This window comes from Halalkalicoccus subterraneus (genome assembly GCF_003697815.1).
Taxonomy (GTDB): domain Archaea; phylum Halobacteriota; class Halobacteria; order Halobacteriales; family Halalkalicoccaceae; genus Halalkalicoccus; species Halalkalicoccus subterraneus.
Genome location: NZ_RDQG01000008.1, coordinates 1 through 22,310, shown reverse-complemented (window position 1 = coordinate 22,310; position 22,310 = coordinate 1). Strand labels below are relative to the sequence as shown.

At 65.9% G+C, this 22,310-nt stretch carries 22 protein-coding genes, 3 tRNA genes and 1 pseudogene; 10 read left to right on the top strand and 16 right to left on the bottom strand.

What is annotated here, in order from left to right; all coding sequences use genetic code 11:
- Positions 1–85: 85 nt before the first annotated feature.
- Entirely contained in the window at positions 86–2,701 is a 2,616-nt protein-coding gene (locus tag EAO80_RS02345; RefSeq protein ID WP_122088334.1) for a valine--tRNA ligase, read from the bottom strand.
- Positions 2,702–2,887: 186 nt separating this feature from the next.
- Here EAO80_RS02345 and gnd point away from each other — a divergent pair, with 186 nt between their 5' ends.
- Entirely contained in the window at positions 2,888–3,790 is a 903-nt protein-coding gene (gene gnd, locus EAO80_RS02340; protein ID WP_122088333.1) for a phosphogluconate dehydrogenase (NAD(+)-dependent, decarboxylating), read from the top strand.
- Positions 3,791–3,864: 74 nt separating this feature from the next.
- On the opposite strand, the gene EAO80_RS02335 is transcribed toward gnd, so the two are convergent.
- Positions 3,865–4,512 carry a DJ-1/PfpI family protein gene (locus EAO80_RS02335; RefSeq protein WP_122088332.1) on the bottom strand — a complete coding sequence of 216 codons (648 nt, stop codon included), beginning with the start codon at positions 4,510–4,512 and terminating at the stop codon, positions 3,865–3,867.
- A gap of 79 nt (positions 4,513–4,591) precedes the next feature.
- Here EAO80_RS02335 and EAO80_RS02330 point away from each other — a divergent pair, with 79 nt between their 5' ends.
- The 6 genes from EAO80_RS02330 (at position 4,592) to EAO80_RS02310 (ending at position 8,865) form a co-directional block, all read left to right on the top strand.
- Positions 4,592–5,776, top strand: a complete 1,185-nt coding sequence (locus EAO80_RS02330; RefSeq protein WP_122088331.1) for an MFS transporter — start codon at positions 4,592–4,594, stop codon at positions 5,774–5,776.
- A gap of 57 nt (positions 5,777–5,833) precedes the next feature.
- Entirely contained in the window at positions 5,834–6,412 is a 579-nt protein-coding gene (locus tag EAO80_RS02325) for a 2Fe-2S iron-sulfur cluster-binding protein (RefSeq protein WP_122088330.1), read from the top strand.
- A 93-nt stretch (positions 6,413–6,505) separates the two neighbouring features.
- Positions 6,506–7,933, top strand: a complete 1,428-nt coding sequence (locus tag EAO80_RS02320; protein WP_368280509.1) for an MATE family efflux transporter — start codon at positions 6,506–6,508, stop codon at positions 7,931–7,933.
- Positions 7,934–7,981: 48 nt separating this feature from the next.
- Positions 7,982–8,054: transfer RNA gene (locus EAO80_RS02315), tRNA-Arg, on the top strand.
- Between the two features lie 142 nt (positions 8,055–8,196).
- Positions 8,197–8,334 (top strand): hypothetical protein, encoded by a 138-nt coding sequence (locus tag EAO80_RS19365; protein ID WP_162993839.1) that lies wholly within the window; start codon positions 8,197–8,199, stop codon positions 8,332–8,334.
- A 60-nt stretch (positions 8,335–8,394) separates the two neighbouring features.
- A complete protein-coding gene (locus EAO80_RS02310) occupies positions 8,395–8,865 on the top strand; it encodes a hypothetical protein (RefSeq protein ID WP_162993838.1) in 471 nt (156 codons plus the stop codon).
- Positions 8,866–8,905: 40 nt separating this feature from the next.
- On the opposite strand, the gene EAO80_RS02305 is transcribed toward EAO80_RS02310, so the two are convergent.
- Positions 8,906–9,259 carry a zinc ribbon domain-containing protein gene (locus EAO80_RS02305; protein ID WP_162993837.1) on the bottom strand — a complete coding sequence of 118 codons (354 nt, stop codon included), beginning with the start codon at positions 9,257–9,259 and terminating at the stop codon, positions 8,906–8,908.
- A gap of 278 nt (positions 9,260–9,537) precedes the next feature.
- On the opposite strand from EAO80_RS02305, the gene EAO80_RS02300 reads away from it, so the two are divergent.
- Positions 9,538–9,774, top strand: a complete 237-nt coding sequence (locus EAO80_RS02300; RefSeq protein ID WP_122088326.1) for a DUF7385 family protein — start codon at positions 9,538–9,540, stop codon at positions 9,772–9,774.
- 112 nt (positions 9,775–9,886) lie between these two features.
- Here the strand turns inward: EAO80_RS02300 and EAO80_RS02295 are convergent, their stop codons facing one another.
- From EAO80_RS02295 to EAO80_RS02285, 3 genes are all read right to left on the bottom strand, one after another.
- Positions 9,887–10,297 carry a type IV pilin gene (locus EAO80_RS02295; protein WP_122088325.1) on the bottom strand — a complete coding sequence of 137 codons (411 nt, stop codon included), beginning with the start codon at positions 10,295–10,297 and terminating at the stop codon, positions 9,887–9,889.
- A 409-nt stretch (positions 10,298–10,706) separates the two neighbouring features.
- Positions 10,707–10,781: transfer RNA gene (locus EAO80_RS02290), tRNA-Ile, on the bottom strand.
- A gap of 174 nt (positions 10,782–10,955) precedes the next feature.
- Positions 10,956–11,028, bottom strand: a tRNA-Asn gene (locus EAO80_RS02285).
- Positions 11,029–11,122: 94 nt separating this feature from the next.
- Here EAO80_RS02285 and cca point away from each other — a divergent pair.
- Positions 11,123–12,472, top strand: coding sequence for a CCA tRNA nucleotidyltransferase (gene cca / locus EAO80_RS02280; RefSeq protein WP_122088324.1), 1,350 nt, complete (start codon positions 11,123–11,125; stop codon positions 12,470–12,472).
- Here cca and EAO80_RS02275 read toward each other — a convergent pair.
- The 5 genes from EAO80_RS02275 to EAO80_RS02255 form a co-directional block, all read right to left on the bottom strand.
- On the bottom strand, positions 12,454–13,458 hold the full coding sequence (locus EAO80_RS02275) for a histone deacetylase family protein (protein ID WP_122088323.1): 1,005 nt from the start codon (positions 13,456–13,458) through the stop codon (positions 12,454–12,456). The genes cca and EAO80_RS02275 overlap by 19 nt on opposite strands.
- A 19-nt stretch (positions 13,459–13,477) precedes the next feature.
- Positions 13,478–13,909 carry a histone family protein gene (locus EAO80_RS20560; RefSeq protein WP_122088322.1) on the bottom strand — a complete coding sequence of 144 codons (432 nt, stop codon included), beginning with the start codon at positions 13,907–13,909 and terminating at the stop codon, positions 13,478–13,480.
- 24 nt (positions 13,910–13,933) lie between these two features.
- Entirely contained in the window at positions 13,934–15,253 is a 1,320-nt protein-coding gene (locus tag EAO80_RS02265; protein ID WP_122088321.1) for an aminotransferase family protein, read from the bottom strand.
- A gap of 34 nt (positions 15,254–15,287) precedes the next feature.
- On the bottom strand, positions 15,288–16,718 hold the full coding sequence (locus EAO80_RS02260; RefSeq protein WP_122088320.1) for a single-stranded DNA binding protein: 1,431 nt from the start codon (positions 16,716–16,718) through the stop codon (positions 15,288–15,290).
- An 82-nt stretch (positions 16,719–16,800) separates the two neighbouring features.
- Positions 16,801–17,208: a universal stress protein gene (locus tag EAO80_RS02255; protein WP_122088319.1), complete on the bottom strand. Its 408-nt coding sequence runs from the start codon at positions 17,206–17,208 to the stop codon at positions 16,801–16,803.
- 104 nt (positions 17,209–17,312) lie between these two features.
- Between EAO80_RS02255 and EAO80_RS02250 the strand changes: the two genes are divergently transcribed.
- On the top strand, positions 17,313–18,068 hold the full coding sequence (locus EAO80_RS02250; protein ID WP_122088318.1) for a DUF5781 family protein: 756 nt from the start codon (positions 17,313–17,315) through the stop codon (positions 18,066–18,068).
- A 62-nt stretch (positions 18,069–18,130) separates the two neighbouring features.
- On the opposite strand, the gene EAO80_RS02245 is transcribed toward EAO80_RS02250, so the two are convergent.
- From EAO80_RS02245 to EAO80_RS02225, 5 genes and pseudogenes are all read right to left on the bottom strand, one after another.
- Positions 18,131–18,745 carry a 30S ribosomal protein S7 gene (locus EAO80_RS02245; protein ID WP_122088317.1) on the bottom strand — a complete coding sequence of 205 codons (615 nt, stop codon included), beginning with the start codon at positions 18,743–18,745 and terminating at the stop codon, positions 18,131–18,133.
- On the bottom strand, positions 18,745–19,173 hold the full coding sequence (locus tag EAO80_RS02240; protein WP_008416337.1) for a 30S ribosomal protein S12: 429 nt from the start codon (positions 19,171–19,173) through the stop codon (positions 18,745–18,747). The genes EAO80_RS02245 and EAO80_RS02240 overlap by 1 nt, the downstream gene beginning before the upstream one ends.
- A 121-nt stretch (positions 19,174–19,294) precedes the next feature.
- Positions 19,295–19,714: a NusA-like transcription termination signal-binding factor gene (locus tag EAO80_RS02235; protein WP_122088316.1), complete on the bottom strand. Its 420-nt coding sequence runs from the start codon at positions 19,712–19,714 to the stop codon at positions 19,295–19,297.
- Positions 19,715–20,902, bottom strand: coding sequence for a DNA-directed RNA polymerase subunit A'' (gene rpoA2, locus EAO80_RS02230; RefSeq protein ID WP_122088315.1), 1,188 nt, complete (start codon positions 20,900–20,902; stop codon positions 19,715–19,717).
- Positions 20,895–22,310, bottom strand: a pseudogene (locus EAO80_RS02225) (DNA-directed RNA polymerase subunit A'); the annotation flags it as partial. The pseudogene EAO80_RS02225 and the gene rpoA2, both read right to left, overlap by 8 nt.

The window sequence follows — 22,310 nt, the reverse complement described above, 5'->3', positions numbered from 1 at the left end:
GCCCCCGTGAATCGGGGCACTACGGCTCACGGGAACGCGGCCGTTTCGCTGCGCTTCACTCCCTGCTCCCGTGGTCGGTCACCGATCACGGGAACACGAGCACGGTCGCGTGCTCGGCTTCGAGCACCGCGACCTCCTCGCCGCTTTCCGCGCGGCGTTCCTCGCGGATCTCGACGGCTTCCGGCGAGAGCGTGACGGTTTCACCATCGACATCGAGTTCGATCTCGCCCGTTTCCCGTTGAGCTCTGATCTCGGCGGGGTCGGCCTCCGAGAGCGCACCGAGCACCGCACCCGCCCGGTCGCGGAACTCGGGGCCGATGACGCTCTGATCCGGTTCGACCTCGACGGGCACGAGTTCGACGTCGGGGCGGCCCGCCTCGATGTAGACGGGGCCGTTGACAGCCTCGCTCAGGTCGTAGGTGTCGAGTCCTTCGACCTCGCCGTCGGCGTAGAGCTCGATCCGGTCGAGGTCGGCGTTGAGCGCCATCCCCGAGTCGGATTTCCACCCACGGATCGTGCTCGCGGCGTCGGCGATCAGTTCGCCGTCCGTGATGGCTTCCTCGCGGTTCCAGTCGGCCTCGACCGCCGGCCACCCCGCGACGTGGACGCTGCCCTCGGTGCCCGGAAGCTCCCGATAGAGCTCCTCGGTGAAGAAGGGCGAGAAGGGCGCGAGCATTCGGAGCGAGCCCGAGAGCGTCGTATAAAGGGCATGACGGGCGGCGTCGCGCTCGCCGGGGCGGCCCTCGTAGAGCCGGCCCTTGATCAGTTCGAGGTAGTCGTCGGCCAGGTCGTGCCAGACGAACTCGCGGATCTTCCTGAGTGCGGCGTCGAACCGATAGGCCTCCATGTCTGCTTCGACATCACGGGCCACCGAGTCGAGCTCGGTGAGGATCCACCGGTCGGCGTCGCGGTAGGCTGGTGCGTCGACGGTGGGGGTGTCCTCGTCGAGATGTCCGTCGGCGAACCGGCTGATGTTCCAGAGTTTGGTGAGGAATCGAGAGGCACTCGTGACCTCCTTCGACTGGAACTGGATGTCCGAGCCGGGCTGGCCGCCGAGCGCGATCGCCTGCCGGAACGCGTCGGCCCCGTGTTCCTCCACCACCTCCTCGGGCTGGACGAAGTTGCCCCGCGATTTGGACATCTTGTTGCCGTCCTCGCCGAAGACCATTCCGTTGATCAGCGCCTGCTCCCAGGGGATCTCGTCCTCGAGGGCGGCGGTCCGCAGGATCGTGTAGAACGCCCACGTCCGGATGATGTCGTGGCCCTGCTCGCGCAGTTGCACGGGCGAGAACTCCTCGTCGGGCCAGCCCGCGACGTGCAGCGCCGAGATCGACGAGTCCATCCACGTGTCCATCACGTCGGTCTCGCCGGTCCAGTCCTCGGCACCGCACTCGGGACACGTGATCTCGGGATCCTCGCTGGTGGGTTTGACCGGTAGGTCCTCGCTCTCGGCGACGTGGACGTGCCCGCACTCCTCGCAGAACCACGCCGGGATCGGGGTGGCGAAGACGCGCTGGCGGCTGATCACCCAGTCCCACTCCATGCCCTCGGTCCACTCCTCCAGTCGGGCGTACATGTGCTCGGGGATCCACTCGATCTCTCGAGCTTTCTCGAGGATCTCCTCCCCGTCGACGCGGATGAACCACTGCTCCTTCGAGAGGATCTCGATGGGGGTATCACATCGCCAGCAGGTGCCGACCGACTGCTCGACGGGCTCCTCGTCCTGGAGGTAGCCGCCCTTCTGGAGCGCCGAGGCGATCTCGTCTTTGGCCTCGTCGACGGTCAGCCCCTCGAACTCGCCGGCGCGCTCGTTCAGCCGGCCGTCCTCGGTCAGCACGGTTCTGAGGGGGAGGTCGTACTCGGCCCACCAGTCGACGTCCTGTTTGTCCCCGAACGTACAGATCATCACCGCGCCGGTGCCGAACTCCGAGTCGACGTCCGCGTCCGAGATGAGTTCGACCTCCTGGCCGAAGATCGGTACCTCGAAGCTCTCGCCGACCCGTCCCTCGTAGCGCTCGTCGTCGGGGTCGACCGCGACCGCGACGCAGGCCGCGAGCAGTTCGGGCCGCGTGGTGGCGATCTCGATCGCGTCGTTGTCGGCTCCATCGAACCGGATCGTAAAGAGGGTGCCCCCGCGATCCTCGTTTTCGACCTCGGCGTCCGCGATCGCCGTCTCGCAGCGCGGACACCAGTTGACCGGGTGTTCGTCCCGGTAGACGTAGTCGTCCTCGGCCATCTCGACGAACGACTTCTGGGTTTTGCCCCAGTAGGAGGAGTCCATCGTGCGGAACTCGTGGTCCCAGTCCTGCGAGAAGCCCAACAGTCCCATCGTCTCCTTCATCGCGTCGATCTGGGATTCTGTGTGTTCGACACACAGCTCGCGGAACTCCTCGCGCGAGACGTCCGTGCGGTGGATGCCGTGGTTCTCCTCGACCTTCACCTCCGTTGGCAGGCCGTGGCAGTCCCAGCCCTGCGGGTAGAGCACGTCCTTGCCCTGCAGGCGCTGGAAGCGGGCGGCGAAGTCCATGTAACACCAGCCGAGCGCGTTGCCGATGTGGAGGTTGCCCGTGGGGTACGGCGGCGGCGTGTCGATGACGTACTCCGGACGCTGTTCGTCGCCTTCGTATCGATACACCTCCTCCTCGGCCCAGCGCTCGCGCCACCGGGGCTCGACGGCGCCGGGGTCGTAACTATCGTCCATGTGGTGAGTCTCTCCAGTGAGCGTAAGTGAATTACGTTGTCGAAACGAGAACTACCGACGTACTACGCGTACCGCCCGCGGAACCACGCTCATACGTAGTGGGAGCGACCGGCTTTTGATAAAGGTTCGCGTCCCGGCTCCCGGCGAACCGCAACCGGTATGCCCGCGCCCTTTCGACCACCTCCCATGCAACTTGGCGTCATCGGACTCGGACGGATGGGGCTGATCGTCGCGGACCGACTCATGGACGCGGGCCACGACGTGGTGGCCTACGATCTGGACAGCGAGGCGGTCGGGCGCGCCGCGGAGGCGGGAGCTACCCCCGCCGATTCCGTCGAGGATCTCGCGGAAACACTTGGCGAGGAGAAACGGATCTGGCTGATGGTCCCCGCCGGCAAGGCCGTCGACGCCACGCTCTCGGACTTGGATCCTCACCTCGGAGAGAACGATATCGTCGTCGACGGGGGCAACTCGCATTTCGAACGCTCTGTCGAGCGAAGCGAGGCGACCGACGCGGCCTACCTCGACTGCGGGACCTCGGGCGGGCCCGCCAGCGCCGAGGCGGGCTTCTCGCTGATGGTCGGCGGGCCCCAATGGGCCTACGACGAGTTCGCCCCGGCGTTCGACGCCGTCGCCACCGGCCCTGCGGGCCACGACCGGATGGGCCCCTCGGGCGCGGGCCACTACGTGAAAATGGTCCACAACGGCGTCGAATACGCGCTGATGCAAGCGTATGGGGAAGGGTTCGAGCTACTCAGTGAGGGCCGGTACGACCTCGATCTGGAGAGCGTCGCCCGGACGTGGAACCACGGTGCGGTGATTCGATCCTGGCTGCTCGAACTCTGCGAGGAGGCGTTCCGCGAGGAAGGGACGGATCTGGGCGACGTCGACGACTACGTCGCCGGCGGTTCGACCGGAACGTGGACGGTCCAGGAGGCCCTCGAACAGGAGATCGCGCTGCCGATCATCTACCAGGCGCTCTCGGAGCGCTTCGGCTCGCGTGCCCCCGAGGAGGGGCGGTTCTCCCGGCGACTCGCGAACCGGCTCCGCTACGGCTTCGGCCGACACGAGGTCGCTCGCAGGGAGTGAGCACGCGAACGATCGAGAGCGACGACAGGGCGAGCGGCGACATCGGAGCCGAGAATAGAGGCCGCTCGGCGGGATCAGGACCGATAGACCGCGCTCCGTTCGTATTCGAGGGTCGTCGCCACGCTCCCGGCGAGCCCCTCGCCGCTCTCCCGTTCGACGAGCCACAGCGCGAGGTCGATCCCCGAGGTGACGCCGCCCGCCGTCAGGACGTCGCCGTCGTCCACGACGCGAGGCACCGCCTCGTTCGTACGGCCGGAGGAACCACGGTCCTCGCTGTCCACGGCGTGGGTTCCGACCACCTCGGCCGCCGTCCCCCGCAGGTCATCGAGAGCGCCCGCGTGGGTCACGGCGGGCCGGCCGTCGAGCAGTCCCGCCCGTTCGAGCAGCATCGCCCCCGTACAGACCGACGCGACGGTCGCCCCCTGGTCGTGCCGCTCGGCGATCAGCGGGGGAAGGTCGTTTCGCTCGTACTCGCCCCACGTCCCCCGGTCGTCCCTCGAACTCCACCCGCCGCCGGGCACCACGAGCAGATCGGGCTCGCCCAGTTCACCGTCCGGCTCCACACGCAGGCCGTGGCTCGCCGTGATCCGCTCGGCGGGGTCGTGGGCCACCAGCGAGACGCCGAGAGCACCGCCGGCCTCGGCCGCGGTTCGAAAGACCTCGTAGGGCCCGATCGCGTCGAGTTCGTCGAACCCCTCGTACAGCAGGATCTCTATCTCCATGCGTCGGGTTCGCGGAGGGCCCCCATAGCGGTTCCCCGAAACGAAACGCCGAAACACCTTCATATCACATCTATCGTCTGTGAATGATTCGCCCTCCACCCCCGCGTTCGGCTCGGTCGCCTTCGACGGCGGGCGTGGCCGGATGCTCGCGGTCCTGTCGGTCGGCGTCGCGGCTCTGCTCGCGGGCCAGCTGGTGATCGCGCCCGCGTTGCCGGCGATCATCGCCGAGTTCGAAATCGCGCCCTCGCAGGCCGGCGTCGGACTGACGGTCATGTGGGCCTGCGGCGCCCTCGCGATGTTCCCCGGCGGCCGGTCCTCCGATCTCCTCTCGCGAAAGACGGTGCTGGTCGCGAGCGTCGCGGTGCTCGTCGTCGGCTTTCTCGTCGCGGCCAGCGCCCCGACGTTTCTCGCCTTTCTCGGGGGCCTCGCGGTCGCCGGGATCGGTGTCGGGCTCTACGAGCCGGCGAACATGGCGCTGGTCTTCGAGTCCTTCGGCGATCGGCGCGGGCGCGCGCTCGGCGTCATCGCCGCCTCCTACAGCTTCGGCAGTGCTCTGGCCGGCGGGTTCGCGACGCTCGCGGTCGCCCTCGCGAGCTGGCGCCTTGCCTTCCTTCCGGTTCTCGTGGGCCTCGCCTGCGTCGGCGCGGGTGTCCACCGCTGGAGCCGCGAGCCGTACGTCCTCTCGCGAGCCTCACTCGATCCCCGTCCGACGGTCGGTCGGCTGTTCGACTCGCCGTCGATCCGCCGGCTGCTCGGGCTGTTCTGTCTCTACATGTTCGTCTGGCAGGCGGCCATCGGCTTCCTGCCGACCTTTCTCCGACTCGAAAAGGGTCTCTCGCCGGCGCTGGCAAACGGCGCGTTCGTCGCGGTGTTCCTGATCGGGCTCGTGATCAGCCCCACGATCGGCGACCTCGGCGACCGTTTCGGCCATCGCCGTGTCGGCGGGAGCGCCCCACTCGTCGGCGCGCTCGGTCTCTCGGTGCTCGTCGTCGCGAGCGGGCCTCTTGTGGGGCTGGGGATCGTCCTCTTCGCCGTCGGGCTGATGAGCTTCTGGCCGGTGATGAACGCGTATCTGATGGCCCGGCTCGCCCCCGACTCGCTGGGCGGGGATTACGGGTTGAGTCGGGGCGTCTTCTTCGGTGCGGGCAGCCTGGGCCCGGTCTATACGGGTCTCGTCGCCCAGTACGCGAGCTACGGGACGGCCTACGCCGGGCTGATCTGTTGTTTCCTCGCGAGCGCGATCCTCGTTCGCACCGTCGAATAGCCCCGCAACCGGGTGGATCACAATATCCTTAACCCACCCTTCCGTACTCCCGCGCATATGGTAGACGTATTCTCGCTCTCGATCGGGACCCTTCTGGCCCTCACCGCGGTCGCGCTCCACTACGCGAGGGGCACCGAGCGGGTGGCCCCCGACGACATCACAGATGAGGTCCTCGAACGGCGCGCGGCGACCGTCCCCGAGACCGACTTCCCCGAACCGATGAACCGCGCGATCGGCGGCGGTGGCGGGGCCGCCGCGGCCGTCGGCGGTGGCGAAAGCGAGGGCGAACTCGAGGAGGGTGGCGAGGAGGACGCCGCGGGACCGGGCGACATCCCCGAGGACGAGATCGAGTACTACGAGGTTGAGTTCGTCAAGCAGGGCGAGACGATCGAACTCGCGAACAACGAACCGATCCTCGATCAGGGCGAGGAGCAGGGCTGGGACCTGCCGTACGCCTGCCGGCAGGGCCAGTGTGTCTCCTGTGGTGGCCGCATCGCGGATGGCCCCTCCGAGGACTACGTCGAACACGACAACCAGCAGATGCTCGACGAGAACGAGATCGGCGAGGGTTACACCCTGACCTGCGTGGCCTACCCGCGCGGGGAGTTTTCCATCGAGACCAACGAGACGCCCTGACCGGTTTCAGTACCTTCTTCGCGCTCCCCTCCGTTTCGAAACGTAGTGGTCGATTCCGAGAGCACCCTCACCAGCGGCGGGCTGATCCGCCCGATGGCCCGACTGGCCTGGCCCATCGTCGTCTTTCAGGTCCTGCAGGTCGCCTACAACCTCGCCGACACGCTCTGGCTCGGCCAGCTTTCCGCGGACGCCGTCGGCGCGATCAGCCTCGCCTTCCCGCTCGTCTTTCTCTTGATCGCGATCGCCGCCGGCTTCACGACCGCCGGCAGCATCCTCGTCGCCCAGTACACCGGCGCCGAGAGCGACGAGTCGGCGGGACTGTTCGCGGGACAGACGCTGGCGTTCGTCGGCCTGCTCGCGACCCTCTTGGGGCTGATCGGATACTTCTACACCGCACCCGCCCTCTCCTTGCTCCCGAGCGACCCGGAGACGACTGCGCGGGTGATCCCGCTCGCGGCCGATTACATGCGGGTGTTCTTCCTCGGTCTGCCCTTCCTCTTCGGGTTTTACGTCTTCGAGGCGCTGATGCGCGGGTCGGGCAACACCCGCCTGCCGATGCGACTCATGTTCATTAGCGTCGTGCTCAACGTCGCCATCGACCCCTTCCTGATCTTCGGGTTCGACGGCAACCCGCTCTTCGAGTGGCTCTCGCTGTCCTCGCTCGAATTCCTGCTGTTTTCCCTGACGGGATTTTCGGGCTACGGCATCGAGGGGGCGGCGATCGCGACCGTCTTCTCGCGGGGTGTCGCCAGCGTGCTCGCCTTCTACGTCCTCTTTCGGACCTCCTCCGGTCCCGACCTCTCGCTTTCGCACCTGCGCCTCGACCCCGAGAACATCCGCGAGATCGTTCGCCTCGGCGTTCCGACCTCCCTCGAGCAGTCCGCGAACGCGCTTGCGCTCGTGGCCCTGACCGCGATGGTCGCCTCCTTCGCGCCGCCTGTAGTCGCGGCCTACGGGCTCGGCAACCGTCTGATCTCGCTGGTCTTCCTGCCCGCGTTGGGCCTGTCGAAGGCCACCGAGACGATCGTCGGGCAGAACCTGGGGGCCGAGAAACCCGAACGTGCCGAACGGGCCGTGCGGCTCGCGGCCGGCGCGGGTGGCGGGGTGATGATCGGTGTCGCCGCGGTCGCGGTGGTCTTCGCCCGCCCGATCAACGCCGTCTTCCTCGGTTCGGACGTGCCCGGTGCGGCAGAAACCATCGCGCTCGCGACCGACTACCTGCGGATCCGCTCCGCCGAGTTCGCCTTCATCGGCGTGATGCAGGTCGTTCTCGGGGCTTTCCGTGGTGCGGGCAACACGAAGACCGCGATGGCGCTGTCGTGGCTCAACCTCTGGGGCGTGCGCGTGCCTGCCGTGTATCTGCTCGCCTTTACCGCCGGCTGGGGACCGACGGGGATCTGGGTCGGGATGACCCTCGGCCACGTCGTCGGTGCGGTGCTCTCGGTCGGGTGGTTCCTGCGTGGCACCTGGAAGGAGTCGATCGTCGAGGAGGAACGACCGACACCGGGCCGTGGGGTCTGAGCGCGCTTCACAACCGTTAAATTCGCACCTCCGGTAGTGGGATTCCGGGGGCGCGTAGCTCAGTGGACAGAGTCCTTGGTTCCGGACCAAGATGCCGCGGGTTCAAATCCCGTCGCGCCCGCTCGTTTCACTCTCGTGCGCTTCTGACTGGCACTCGCTTCGGCACCAGCGGCGAAGCCGCCGGTTTCCAGTGGGACTTCTCGAAAACGCTTCGCGTTTTCGGGCTCGCGGAAATCGGAGATCCCCGCAGACTTCGGTCCTACATGGCCCGCGGCAGTCCCGTCGCGTTCGTCTCTGCTGCAAGCGACGTCGCGAGCGCCAGCAACGACACCACCGTATTTGAAGCAGACGACGGCTCGCTTCATTCGCCGTCGTTGTTCACATCCGTCGCGCCATCCTGACGATGGTGGATTCAGGCTGCTACTCGGTTGTTTTATGCTTTCAGACGACTATATAGTGACGTGAACGACTCGACGAACGAGCTACGGGGACACGAGACTTCCATGGGCGTGCCCGAGGAATCGCGATGGTGGTACTGGATCGCGGCCTACCCGATCTACACGCTGCTTTCGATCCCGCTCCTGATCGCGGCGGCCGCCCTCGCTACCACCGTGTTCGTCCCCGTGATCGCCGTCGAGGACACTGCAACCGCCGAACCCGGTACGTTCACCCCGCTGGTCGGAATCGCCCTGGTCCTCCTCGTCGGCGGCGCAGCGGTCTACGCACTGGCAGGGCTCGTCCTCACCATTGGGCTCCCGGTCGCGCTGTATCTCGACGCGAAGTCGATCGCCGACTCGACGCTGGCATGGGACCCCGATCCGGTTCTCTACGGGCTGGTCGGTGTCCTCAACTTCCTCGCAGCCCCGTTCGTCGGCGTCGCCATCGCGGCGTACTACCTGTACCGACGGCGCCAGCACGTCGGTACCCCCTGAACCAACCCCCTCCTCGCGCTCGTCGAATCCATTCTCGCGATCAGTGGCCCGCCGATTCCGAGTCGCGGTGTCCGATCCGCGCCCCCGAGTCGTACTTCGTCGGGCTGTACCGATCCGTGACGATCCAGTAGACGCCGGCTCCACCGACGAACGAACCGACCCCAATGAGTGGGGCCAACCAGAACGCCAGCGGGACGTTGCTCGTCGTGACGGCGAGGATCGCTCCGACGAGCATCGCACCGACGCTCGCGAGCTTGATCGCGGCTGCGGGCTGGTTCCCACAGTGCGGGCAGGCCGCCACGTCGGCGTCGATCTCGGTCCCGCACCGTTTGCACGGTGCCCGATCCCGTTCGAGATATGTAGCCGGCTCGGTCTCTCCTTCGATTTCGGTCATCTCGTCGCCCTCGTTCTTCCGTACCGCGACGGGACTATATCGAACCGACACCGTTGGACGCCTGAATTTGGTCCTTTCATGGTCGTTTGCCCGTACTGGTCGTTCGTCCGAGACGGGCAAAGTATTTTCTAGGAGATATATATAGGCGACCGGTGTCGGTTAGATCCCTACTACTCGCACTTCGGCGAGTACTCGAACCGGTTCGAGTCGACGAGAGGCCGTCCGCTTTGCGTTCGATTCGGAGCTAGTTTTATTTCCTCGCGCCCACCTCTCCCCGCATGGCCAACATCGAGAACATCGACGAGATGAAAAGCTACCTCACGCCGCGCGAGGAAAACGAGATGACAGCCAGCTACCAGAACACGACCTCGATCTCGTGTCCGGTCTGCGAGGAGTCCTTCGACTATCTCGTGGTCTGCAAACAGTCGGAAACCAGCCTCTCGCTCGGGAAGGTGATGAACCTCTGTACGGTCACCGGCGAGGACGGGCGGCTCTTCCTGTTCACCCACGAGTGAACTCCTCCAAACAGTCAGTGAGGGGCTCGAAAACAGGGATGTACGTGAACGAAACGGGTCCAATCGGTACGTAGAATGGACTATAAAGGGCTTACTTCCGCGCTTCTACTGTTCATGCTCCATCAGTCAGTTCGAAAGTACGAACAGTCGCTTCATTGCCATCCCCATCCGTGGCAACGACTGAGTATTCGTTTTGACCAGTGATAGTCGTACTTTCACCAATAGTCGAAAGCGCACCGTCCTCCGCCTCGCCGCCATCACTATCTCGAATTACGATTCCATCAGCGTTATCCAGACTCGTGAGGGTTACCGTGGCGGACTCGCTCCCATCACCCTCGACAGTTACGCCAGCTTGGGGATTCGTTCCGAGTCCATCTCCCAGTCCGAGGACGAACGCCCCGATTACGGCCGCGAGGATCACGGTGATGGCGACCATTAGGACAACACCGATAACGGGCGATACGCCGCGGTCGTCGTCACCGCGGAGACTGTGCATCTCGTGTGTAAGTGTTTTCAATCTCATGTTTTTACGCGAAAGGTGGTGTGGCGACGAGCAGTATCGGCGTGATACTCCTCCACAGGTGGGGTTGGCCACCTACGGCCGTCTCCTTCGCAGTGCTTTCGTGCTTGTCTCCTAATGCATCCGTTAAGTTATATAATGTTTTCGAGGTGATGGCAGTCCCTCCGTGAGTCGTCGGAGTCGGCCCGGACGGTTTTGAACCTCGGTCGTTTCGCTCCCGTTTGGTCGCTCCACTCTCCGTTTCAAACCCTCGCTCATTCAGTTCTCGCTGCTCGTGTGATTGCTCGCAGCGAAAAGATGGGCTCGCTCGGATGTGAACCACCTGAACGTCGCTCGCCACGCTCGTTCGTTCCGTCATTCAACTCCGATCGCGATTCATTCGCTTCTCCTCGCGTCCGCTCGTCGGCGCTCATGGGCCCGCTCGGATTTGAACCAAGGACGAGTCGGTTATGAGCCGACCTCTCTAACCTGACTGAGATACGGGCCCTCGTCTCGGGGTACTGAAGCGCCGACCAAAATTCTGCCGGATAGTTCCGGCCACGACGGAGGTACGCCATTGGCGAAAACGACGGCTCTACCTTGGAGGCATTTCCTGTGGAAATTCACGCCATTGCGGGAACCGCGAAGCGGTTCTCGTGTGCTCGTTAAAACTTCGTTTTGACGCCGCCGCCAGGACTCGAACCTGGGACAACCTGGGTAACAACCAGGTGCTCTACCAACTGAGCTACGGCGGCTTCACTCCCACCTAACCGCACTCGTCAAATAGGGCTTTCGCTTTGCCACCGTCCCATCGACACCCTTTCACCCGTTCCGGCGGAACCGGCGGCAATGACCGACATTCTCGCTTCCGTCCTCGCTGCGGTTCGCGAGCGGACGACTCCTTCACGCGAGGAACGCGAACGCCTCTCGCGGGCGGCCGACCGCCTCGTCGCGCGCACCGAGGCCGCGACCGCCGACTGCCCCGTCGAGACGGATCTCGTCCGGGTCGGATCTACTGCCAGAGGGACGTGGCTCCCTGGCGATCAGGACATCGACCTGTTCGTGCGCTTTCCGCCCGACCTCCCCCGCGAGGAACTCGAATCGCTCGGGTTGGATGTGGGCCATGCGGTCCTCCCGGAGGGCCGGGCCGAATACGCCGAACATCCCTACACGACAGGCACATTCGAGGGATACGATGTGGATCTGGTCCCTTGTTTCCGGGTCGAATCAGCCGCGGAGGCTCGCTCGGCGGTCGACCGCACGCCCTTTCACACCGAGTACGTCGAACGCGAGATCACGCCCGATCTCGCCGCGGACGTGCGCGTCCTCAAGTCGTTTCTGTCCGCCCGCGGGATCTACGGCAGCGACCTCCGTACGGAGGGGTTTTCGGGATACCTCTGTGAGCTTCTCGTCATCGAGTTCGGCGGGGTTCGCCCCCTGATCGAGGCGGTCGTCGACTGGCATCCTACGGTCGAACTCGACCCGGTGGATCACGGTACCCGAAGCTTCGACGACCCGCTGGTCGTCATCGACCCCACCGACCCCGAGCGAAACGTCGCGGCGGTCCTTTCCAGTACCAACCTCGCACGGTTCCAGCACCACGCCCGCACGCTGCTTGCGGACCCCGACGCCGAGCGCTTCGAGCCGAGCGAGCCCGACCCGCTTTCTCGGACGGATCTGGAACCCCATCTCGCCCGCCGCGGGACGACACCGATAGCGCTCCGATTCGCGGCTCCCGATATCGTCGACGACCAGCTCTACCCCCAACTCGAGAAGAGCCGCTCGAACCTCGTCGACGCGCTCGAACGCCACGAGTTCTCGGTTCTTCGCTCCGCGGCGTTCGCCGACGACCGGGCGCTCGTGCTGATCGAACCGGCGGTCGGTTCGCTCCCGGCCGTCGAGCGCCACGCCGGCCCGCCAGTCCACGTCCGCGATCACGCCGCCGCATTCTACGAGAAGTACGACGAAAGCGACGCCTACGGCCCCTTCGTCGACGGGGGACGCTACGTCGTCGAGCGCGAGCGCGAATACACCGCTGCAATCGAGTGTTTGGAAAACGAGCTGTTCTCGGTCTCGCTTGGTCCGGCCGTCGAGCGCGCGCTCGAATCGGAGTACGACCTGCTCGCCGGCGACGATTTCTCCGATCTCCTCCCGGAATTCGGGGCCGAACTCGCGCGCTACTACGATCCCAGCCCGTGACGCTCCCGGAGTTCGGCGACGAGCTCCTCGACGTCCTCGTCGGGCGCCGAGTCGTTCTCGACGGGAGTGTGTCCGTCGAAGACCTCGTGGACCATAGCCACCCCCTCAGAGAGGGTATCGAGCCCGTATCCCCCTTCGAGAACGAACGCGATCGGGGCGTCGACGGCGTCAGCGATCTCCCGGAGCGCGATCGTTAGGTGCCCGTAGCCGTCCGTCGAGACACGCATCCGCGAGATGGGATCGTGGCGGTGGGCGTCGAAACCGGCGCTCACGATGAGTAGTCCGGGATCGAACCGCTCGATGGTCGGAGCCAGCACCTCCTCGACGGCGTACAGATACCCCCCGTCGTCGGTTCCCGCCGGGAGCGGGACGTTGCAGGTCGCTCCCTCGCCCTCGCCGGTGCCGATCTCGTCGGCATCACCCGTGCCCGGATAGAGGCCGTCCTCGTGAAGCGAGGCGTACAGGACGTCCGAGCGCTCCTCGAAGATCTCCTGGGTGCCATTGCCGTGGTGGACGTCCCAGTCGACGATCGCGACCCGGTCGACCTCCTCTCGGGCGGCCTGGGCGGCGACGGCGGCGTTGTTGAAGAAACAAAAGCCCATGGCGTCGTCCGACAGCGCGTGGTGGCCCGGCGGTCGGCCGATCGAGAACGGCGTGTCTCGCTCCTGATCGCCCGCGAGGGCGGTTTCGGCAGCCCACTGGGCGAGCCCGGCACTCTGGAGTGCGGCGTCCCACGTCTCCTCGACGGCGACGGTGTCGGGGTCCCAGTTGCCCCCGCCCGAGGCACAGAACTCCTCGACCTCGGCGACGTACTCGGGGTCGTGGACCGCCTCGATGGCGCTGGCGCTGGCCGGCGCCGCCTCGACGTACTCGACGCCGTGTTTTCGGGTGAGCCCGCGCTTGATCGCCCGGAGGCGATCGGGCGTCTCGGGGTGGCGTCCTCCGGTGTCGTGTTCGAGACAGGTGTCGCTGTATCCGAATTTCATTGACCTGCTTCCCCGCTGTTCATTCGACCAACTGGAGGTACGTCCGGATGTCCTCGGCCTTTACGGTTCTGCGCCCGGCGTGGTGTGCGAGCGTCGTCGCGGCCTCCGCGATCTCGTCGGCGTCGGTTTCGAGCAGCTGTGCGAGCGCGATGCGCGCATCCATCGAGACCCGATACCGGTCGTTGATATCGAGGCGAGCGATCCGGTCGATCGGGGCGATCGGTAGTTCGAGCGTTTCGGGCTCGACGACCTCCTCGACGCCGAAATCCATCGGCATCAACGTCTTTCTCCCCTCGGCGTCGGCCCGTTCGGTCGCCCGCTCGGCGAGGGCGGCCCCGCGGCGCTGGATCCGTTCTGCGAGCTCCTCCGCCGCCTCGGCACTGACGCGCAACCCGCCGGCGTTGCGCCGAATGATCGAATCCACCGGCGCGAACGGTAACTCGACGCTCATACACAATTCCATCCACAAGGACGCTTAAGCGTTTTCGTCGTTTCGCCCGAAGACGCTCTCGATCGCCGCTTCGAGCGCCGCCACTCCCTCGTCGATCTCCTCGCGGCCCGCACACAGCGGCGGCGCGCAGATGACCTGGGTCGCCGGGCGCCCCCCGCCCAGTAGGACGTTCCTGTCGGCGGCCGCCTCGAGGACCGCCTCGACGGGATTCTCGGCCTCGGGGTCGGCCCACGGGTCGACGAACGGCTCGCCGCCATCCCCGAACGTGACACCCCAGAGGAAGCCTCGCCCGCGTACGCCCGAGACGGCGTCATGGGTCTCCAGCTCCCGGAGCTTCTCCTCGAAGTACGCCGCGTTCTTCCGGGCGTTCTCGAGGAGGCCGTCCCGATAGACCTCGAGTGCGCCCAGTCCCGCCGCACACGAGAGGGGATGGCCCCCGAACGTCTGGCCCAGGTCGTACCCGCCCTCGCGGACGCTGTCGGCGATCTCCGGGCCGACCAGCACGCCCGCAAGCGGGGCGTAGGCGCTCGTGATGCCCTTCGCGAACGTCAGCATGTCCGGCTCGACGCCTTCGGTTTCGATCCCGAACCACTCGCCACAGCGCCCGAAGCCGGTGATCACCTCGTCGGCGATCAACAGCACGTCGTACTCGTCGCAGATCTCCCGTACCCGCTCGAAATAGCCCTCGGGGGCGGGGTAGGCGCCGCTGGTGCCTCCGACCGGCTCCATCAACACCGCGCCGACGGTCTCGTGGCCCTCGTTTCGGATCACGTACTCCAGGTGGTTCGCGGCCTTTTCGGCGAGTTCCTCGCCGTCGACGTCGAACGCCTCGGGCAGCGGCGGGAGGAACTTCCCGGTTGCCGTCCCGCCGTAGGGTTCGAGTGCGGCTCGCGTCGAGGGGTCGCCCGTCAGGCTCCCCGCGCCGTAGGTCCCGCCGTGATAGGACTGATACCGGGTGAGTACCTTCGGCGCGCCGGTGTACTCGCGGGCGATCTGGACCGCGGCTTCGTTGGCCTCGCTGCCCGAGATCGAGAAGAACGTGTTCGAGAGGTCCCCGGGTGCGATCTCGGCGAGCTCGTCGGCCAGCCGGTCGCGCGTGTCGTTGTGCTTCGCCGAGGAGACGTACGCCACCTTCGAGAGCTGCTCCTCGATGGCCGCATTGATCCGCTCCTCGCCGTGGCCGGCGTTCACACAGTAGAGCTGCGCGATGAAATCGAGGTGCTCGGTGCCCTCGCTGTCGGTCACATAACAGCCGTCGCCCTCGACGATCGTCGGCGGGTCGCCGTCGGGGCTCGACCAGTGTGCGAGCGTCGCGCTTGCCGGCCTCGTGCGCTGCTGTGACATACCCGATACTCGTTCCCGGTCCCCAAAAATCGTTCTAAACCACGTTCTCGGCGTCGATCCGCCCCTCCCGAATCGACCCCCGAACCGTGACTTCCTCGCCGAGAGAGAGCTCCTCGCTCGTGAGCACGGTAACTGTTTCCTCGCCGTTGTCGAGCTTCGCCGGGTTGCCCGGCTGGACTACCGTACCGGTGAACTCGACGATCTCGGCGCTCCCGTCATCGTCCGACTCGTTCGTCCCCGTCGCCTCCGTCGATCCCGCTGCGCTCTCGTCGTCGGACCGCGCTCCGTCCCCGAACGAGGAGAGGTCGGCCGAGTCCGAATCGTCGCCGCCCGTCGATCCGCCGGTTCCGGCTCCGGCACCGGAGTCGGTGACCGTCACCGTCGAGCGCCAGCCCGCAGAAGCCTCGATGTCGTCCTGCCAGCCGTCCTGTATCTCCACGTCGGCGAACTGGACGGTGTCGCCCGGACCCAACTCGATGTCGGCCTTCTCGCCCCACATCGCGACCCGGATGTCACCGGTCTCGTCCTGGATCCGCACGTTTCGCACCTGTCCCTCGGAGCCGTCGTCGCGGTCGAAGGTGCGCTTCGGATCCGCGGAACGCACCACGCCGCCGATGTCCGCGACGTCCTCCATCTCCAGCTCGTCGATGGGCGTCGTCTCGGGGACGTACTCGATCGTCTCGTCTATTTCCTCGATGGCGCCCCGATTGCCGACGTGGAGTTCCAACTGGCCGTTTCGCTCGCGGACGTAGCCGTCGGTGATCTCGACGGACTGGTTGGGCGAGAACTCCTCGACCGCCCCGGTGCGCTCGTCCCAGAGGGTGATCCTGATTCTCCCCGTTTCGTCGCCCAGCGTCAGGTTCGCGACCCGTCCCTCGGAGCCGTCGTCCCGGTCGAACGTTCGAACGGAGTCGGTCGCGAGCACTTTTCCCTGAACGTCGACGTCGGAGAGCCCCATCGAGAGGTCTTCGATCCGGTAGGTGTCCTGGATCCGGACGTCGACCTCGGCGTCGGGGTCCTCCTCGGCCTGGGTGACGCTGACCTCGAGGCCGTTGTAGCCCTCCTTGGGGCGGCCCTTCACCCGGAGGACGGACCCGGGCTCCATGCCCTCGGTCTCGATTGCTCTGGCCTGCTCGTCCCAGAAGGCGAGTCGCGCCGACCCGGTCGCGTCGGCGGCCTCGACGTTGATCACCATGCCCTCTTCGTCCTCCTCGTCGCGATCGAAGGTCCGTAGTTCGCCGACGCCGGTGACTTTCGCGAGGAACTTCACCTCGTCCATTCCCGGTTCGATGTCACTGATCCCGGTGACCTCCTCGTCGCGTAGCTCGTGGGCGATCAGCATCGCGGCGGTCTCCTCGTCGGCCAGGCCGCCCATCTGTTCGACTTTCGCCTCCACCGCCTCCTCGAACTCCTCGAACTCCACGTCGGTATCGAGATCCGCGTACACGTCCTCTATCGCTCCCATTCTCTCTCGAAAGGGTGTCGTGGCGCGCGCATAAGCGTTGTCGTTGCCCTACGAACCCCGCGCTCTCCGGCTGTTTCGCCCCTCAGCGGACCACCGTCACCGGGACGGGCGAGCGCCGTGTGACCGTTTCGGCGACGCTGCCCAGCAACACGCGCGAAGCTCCCTCTCGGCCGTGCGATCCCATGACGATCGCGTCGACTGGGTTCTCCTCGGCGTACTCGACGATTTCGTCGGAGGGCTTTCCCTCACTGGTCACGGTTTCGAGCGCGATGCCGTGCTTCTCGGCGAGGCCCTCGACGCGTTCGAACAGCCGCTCGACGTCGTCGTCTCCCTTCTCATCGCGTTCGCGCCACGCGAACCCCTCACCGTAGACGGGTTCGTGGACGTGCAGTGCGACGAACGTCGCCTCGGGGTTCCGCTCGACGGCGAACTCGAGCGCTTCCGTCGAACGGTCCGAATCGTCGATCGGGACGAGGATCCTCTCTACCATGGGTATCGCTATGACGCCCCGCGGCAAAAAGCGCGGGGGCGATCCGCACCCGCGCGGTGGCCGGCGGAACAGTCATGCCCGTTGAACCCATGAGTCTAATACACATGGACCTTCGAGTGACAGGTTCCGCCCCTCCTTCCCCGTTTCTGAGTGCCCGCGACCGCTTCGAGACCGAGTACGACCTCTCGCTTCCCGTGCGCGTTCGGATCCGCGAGGACCCCGATGAGCGCACCTGGACCGCCCATCCCGGTGAGTACCACGTGCTCAACATCTCCCGGCAGGCCGCCACGAGCGCGATGGCCCGCGAACTCGCCCTCCACGAGTTCGCCCACATGCTCCGCAACGAAGGGGAGCATCCATCCCATACCCAATCGACCGAGGAGGCGCTGTTTCTCGCCCTCTCGGGGCAAACGGTCGAACGCCGAAAGCTCGTACATTGCTATCAGATCGCGAACCACATGAAGGACATCTACGCCGACGACATCACCCTGACGCTCGGCCCAACGGACAAGCTCGTCTCCTTTCTCGAATCCGGGCTGGCGACGGCGCTTGCCGACCGGCCAGCCCCCGATCGGCCGGGTTCCGAGCGGATCTCACCGAGCGCCGACCCGGAGATCACGGCCGTCAACGCCGGGTTCGCGCTCGCGCTGGTCGAGCGCCACGACCTCGTCGACGGTGACCACCGCCTCTACGACTTGGCCTATGCGGCGGCACGCGACGCTCCGGGAGTCGACTTCGAGGCGTTCAAACGCCGGTTTCGCGACCTGACGAGCGACCCCGGCGAGAGCGAGTACCGCAAGGCGCTCGTATCGGTCACCCGCAGCTACGCGACGGGTACGGCGACACCGGCGGCCGACTGACTCGCGACGAGCCTCCGGTGGCAAACCGAAGAGAAAATCGAGAGGCGAAGCGAAAGGAGGCGTTAGCGGGCGGCGGCGGCGACGCGTTCTTTCTCCTCTTTCTGGTTGATCGCGTACGTCTGGACGTCGTAGTCCGCCGCACCGATCAACTGCTGGGCGAGCGCCTCGCTGGCGTCCGTCGAAGTCTTGAAGGAGGCGTTGTACGCGCCCTCGGCGAGGAACTTCAGCGATTGGTCGACGCGCCGTTGGGGGCCGACGTCGACGGCCTTGGGGACCGAGATGCCGCCGTATTTCAGGCGGACGGTCTCCTCTCGGGGACCGGCGTTCTCGACGGCGTGGACGAGTACCTGCACCGGGTTCTCCTCGGTGCGCTCATGGACCGTCTCGAAGGCGTCACGGACGATGCCGAGGGCCTGCTGTTTCTTGCCGGTGTTCTCCTCGGTCTGCATCAGGCGGTTGATCAGCCGCTCGACGATGCTGATCTCGCTTTTCTGGAACTGTTTTCCGGCATGGCGCCCCATCGTGTGCGCGATGGGCGTGACCGTGATGTAGCGCTTGGTGCTTGGGTCTGCGTACTCGATCTCCGTGGTCTCCCAGCGACCGAACAGCAGTGCGTCGGTGTCGACGTCCTCGGCGCCGGCTGGTTGCTCCGGCTCGGGGGCTTCGCTTTCGGACATTATCGCACCGGTTTCTCCGCGTTTCCGCGGACGAGTTCGATCAGGCTCACGCCGTTTACTTTATCGACCTTGTAGTTCACGCCCGAGAGGTCTCCCATCGCGCGACCCTTCGCGCCGCCGATCCCCGCGATGGTCACCTCGTCGTGCTCGTCGATGAAGCTGATCGCGCCGTCACCGGGACAGAACGCGGTGACCTGCTTGCCGTTCTTGATCAGCTGAACTCGCACACACTTCCGGATCGCCGAGTTGGGCTGTTTCGCCTCGATACCGACCTTCTCGAGGACGATGCCTCGACCCTGGGGTGCGCCCTCGAGGGGATCGGACTTCTTCTTCAGACCGCGCTCCCGGCGGGCGTACTCCGAGTCGGACCACCGGTGGTTCTGGCGGTCGCGCTTGAGTTTACGCGCCGCGTACTTGCCGTTTCCCATAGTACCGGTTTCTATCCGATGAAGCCACTTAAGGCTCGCCTTTTCGCCCGTCAGCCCGCGAGCGGGACGCTGAGGGCGCGTCGATAGCAGAATGGATCGGTGGGGCGGTCGCGCATCGGGGTTACGTCAGCTGAATGTCGTCGATGTCGAAGTGGCGGTTCGCGAGCAGGCGTGCAGTTTCGATGTTTCTCCCCTCGGTCCCGATCGCGACGCCCCGGTCCTCTTCTGCGACCTCGGCGTACGCGACCAGGGTTTCGTTCTCGCTGATCGTGACGTGATACACTGCCGCGGGGGCCAGTGCGTTCGCGACGAACCCCTCGGGCGTGTCGGCGTCCTCGACGAGGTCGACCGCCTTACCGAACCGGTCTTCGAGCCGGGAGACGGTCTTCCCGCCGGGTCCGATCGCCTGTCCCATCTCTCCGACGCTGACGACGAACACCAGCCGGTCCTCGCCGATCACACAGTCGACCGCGTTCGCGTCGGTGACGTCTTCGAAGGCCGCGAGATGCCGTCGCGCATCGTCCGAGAGGGTCCTGGTCATCTAATCCGAGCCGGCTGCCGGAGAGATCGACCCCATCCGTAGGTCGACGTCGCCGGTCCCGAGCTTGATCGGCTTGCCGACGATGACGTTCTCGATGACGCCGTTGAGGTCGTCGACCTCGCCGTGGATCGCCGCGTCGAGCAGGTGGTTGACGGTGACCTCGTAGGCCGCACGCGCCAGCACGCTGTCCTTGTTGCCCGAGATCCCGTGGCGACCGATCGACTCGATGGTTCCTCGGGTGGTCATGATGTCCGCGACCAGCATCAGGTGGCGGATGTTTACGTCGTCGAGACCCTGCTCTCGTAGGGTATCCATCGTCTCGTTGATGATGACCTCGCGGGCGGCCTCGACGCCGAGGCTGCGGTAGATCTCGTGGATGTTGTTACAGGTGGTCCGCGAGGCGTCGACACCTTCGATCGAGAGCGCATCGCCGAACTCCGAGCCCTCGGTGTAGAGGACGAACTCGTCCTCCTCGCCTTCGTCGGTGTCCTCCTTTCGGACGACGACCCGGGAGACCTCCTCGATCCCCTTGAAGACGATCTCGCGCAGTTCCTCGACCAGTTGGAGCAAGTCCCGATAGCTCGGCTGTTCGGGGCCGAACTGGATGCCGGTGCCCTGCTGGATCGTCGAGACGCCGAGCGAGTCCTCGATGATCTCCGCGACCTCTTCGGGGGTGATCATTCGCTCCTCGAGGGTGTCGGCGTTCAGGTCGATCTGGACGTTCATGTCCGCGACGTTCGTCGAGACGTCGCCCAGCGCGAGGATGCGCGTCGCCTCGATGTTCCAGACGACCTCGTGGGCCTTCTCGCGGTCGGTCGCGTACTCGCCATCGAGATACACCGTCATCATCGGCGTATCGGGAGTCTTTCGGGCGTCGACCAGCTCGATCAGCCGGGGAAGCCCCTGTGTGACGTCGATCTCCGCGACGCCCGCGTAGTGGAACGTGTTCATCGTCATCTGCGTCCCGGGCTCGCCGATCGACTGGGCCGAGACGGTCCCGACGGGGTCGAGCGGGTCGACCCGGGTGTCGAGGTACTGGCTCTCGACCGCGCGAACGATCTCGTCGGCCTGCTCGATGCTCGCGTCGCGGGCCTCGATCGTTCCGTAGACCCGCTCCTTGAGCCGCCGGGGCAGGTCCGTGTCCTCGACGATCGCCTCGACGTCGTCGCTGACGTCGTAGCTAGTCATCCGAGCTCACCCCCTCCTCCATCGGGCTGTCCATGCGACGCGCGTCGGCGTACTCCGAGAGGTTCGTTGGCGGCTCCCGACGGCCGAGGAACTCCTGTTTCTCCTCGTCGGAGCTGAACTCCTCAGTGAGGACGCGATCCGCGATCGCTTCGACGTCGACGTCGCCGTCCTCGCTGGAGGACACCTTCACCGGCGAGGTGCCGTCCTCGCCGAACTCGAACTGGACGATCTTGTCGTTCGTATCGCGTACCGTGCCGTCGTACTGTGTCTCCAGTTCCGAGAGCGCGTTGATCAGCCGGCGCTGGAGGTAGCCGGACTTCGAGGTCCGAACCGCGGTGTCGACCAACCCCTCGCGTCCGCCCATCGCGTGGAAGAAGAACTCACGCGGGGTGAGCCCCGCCCGATAGGAATTCTCGACGAACCCGTGGGCCTCCGCCGAGAGGTCGCCCGCTTGGTAGTGGCTCAGCGTTCGACCCTCGTAACCGCGGTTGATCCGCTCGCCACGCACTGCCTGCTGGCCGACACAGCCGGCCATCTGCGTGAGGTTCAGAAGCGAACCGCGCGCGCCCGATTCGGCCATGATCACCGCGGGGTTGTCGTCCGCGAAGTGGTCCTCCGCGATGTCGCCCGCGCTGTCTCTGGCCTTTCCGAGGGTTTGCATGATCTTCATCTCGAGGGTCTCGTCGACCGTCCGTCCGGGCAGGCTCTCGAGGTCGCCGTTCTCGTAGGTCTCGATGAGTTCCTGTACCCGGTCGTAGGCGTTCTGGATCGCCTCGTCGATCTGTTCGCCCGCGGCGTCCGGGATCGACTCGTCGTCGATCCCCAGCGAGAAGCCAAAGTGCATGATTGCACGCATCGCGAGGCTCGCGACCTCGTTGACGAAGACGCGTGCGCGCGTCCCGCTGTACTCCTTGACCAGCCGGTCGACGACCTCGCCGCCGAAGGCACCGACCCCGTCCTCGTCGATGGTACCCTCGAGCAGCGTTCCGTCCTCGATGAGGACTGTATCGCCCGCCGAGGAGGTAAACTCCAGATCCAGCCCGTCGGGAAGCAGTTGGGAGAAGATCGTCCGCCCGGTCCAGAACTCCCCGTCCTCGTCCGTACCGTCGGGTTCGGGCAGCCCGTCGACGCTCGTTCCGCGAAGCAGGTCGAGCGCCTGGGTCTCGTTGAACTGGGGGTTGTCGTGGGTCAGCAGATACAGCCCCGAGATGTGGTCCTGGATCGCCCCGATGATGTTCTCGCCGAACCGGGGCGAAAGGATCTGTTCCTGAACGCGCATCAGCACGCGCGCTTCCGCGCGCGCCTCCTCTGACTGCAGCGCGTGCATGTTCATCTCGTCGCCGTCGAAGTCGGCGTTGTACGGCGGACAAACCACAGTATTCAGCCGGAAGGTCTTGTACGGCATCAC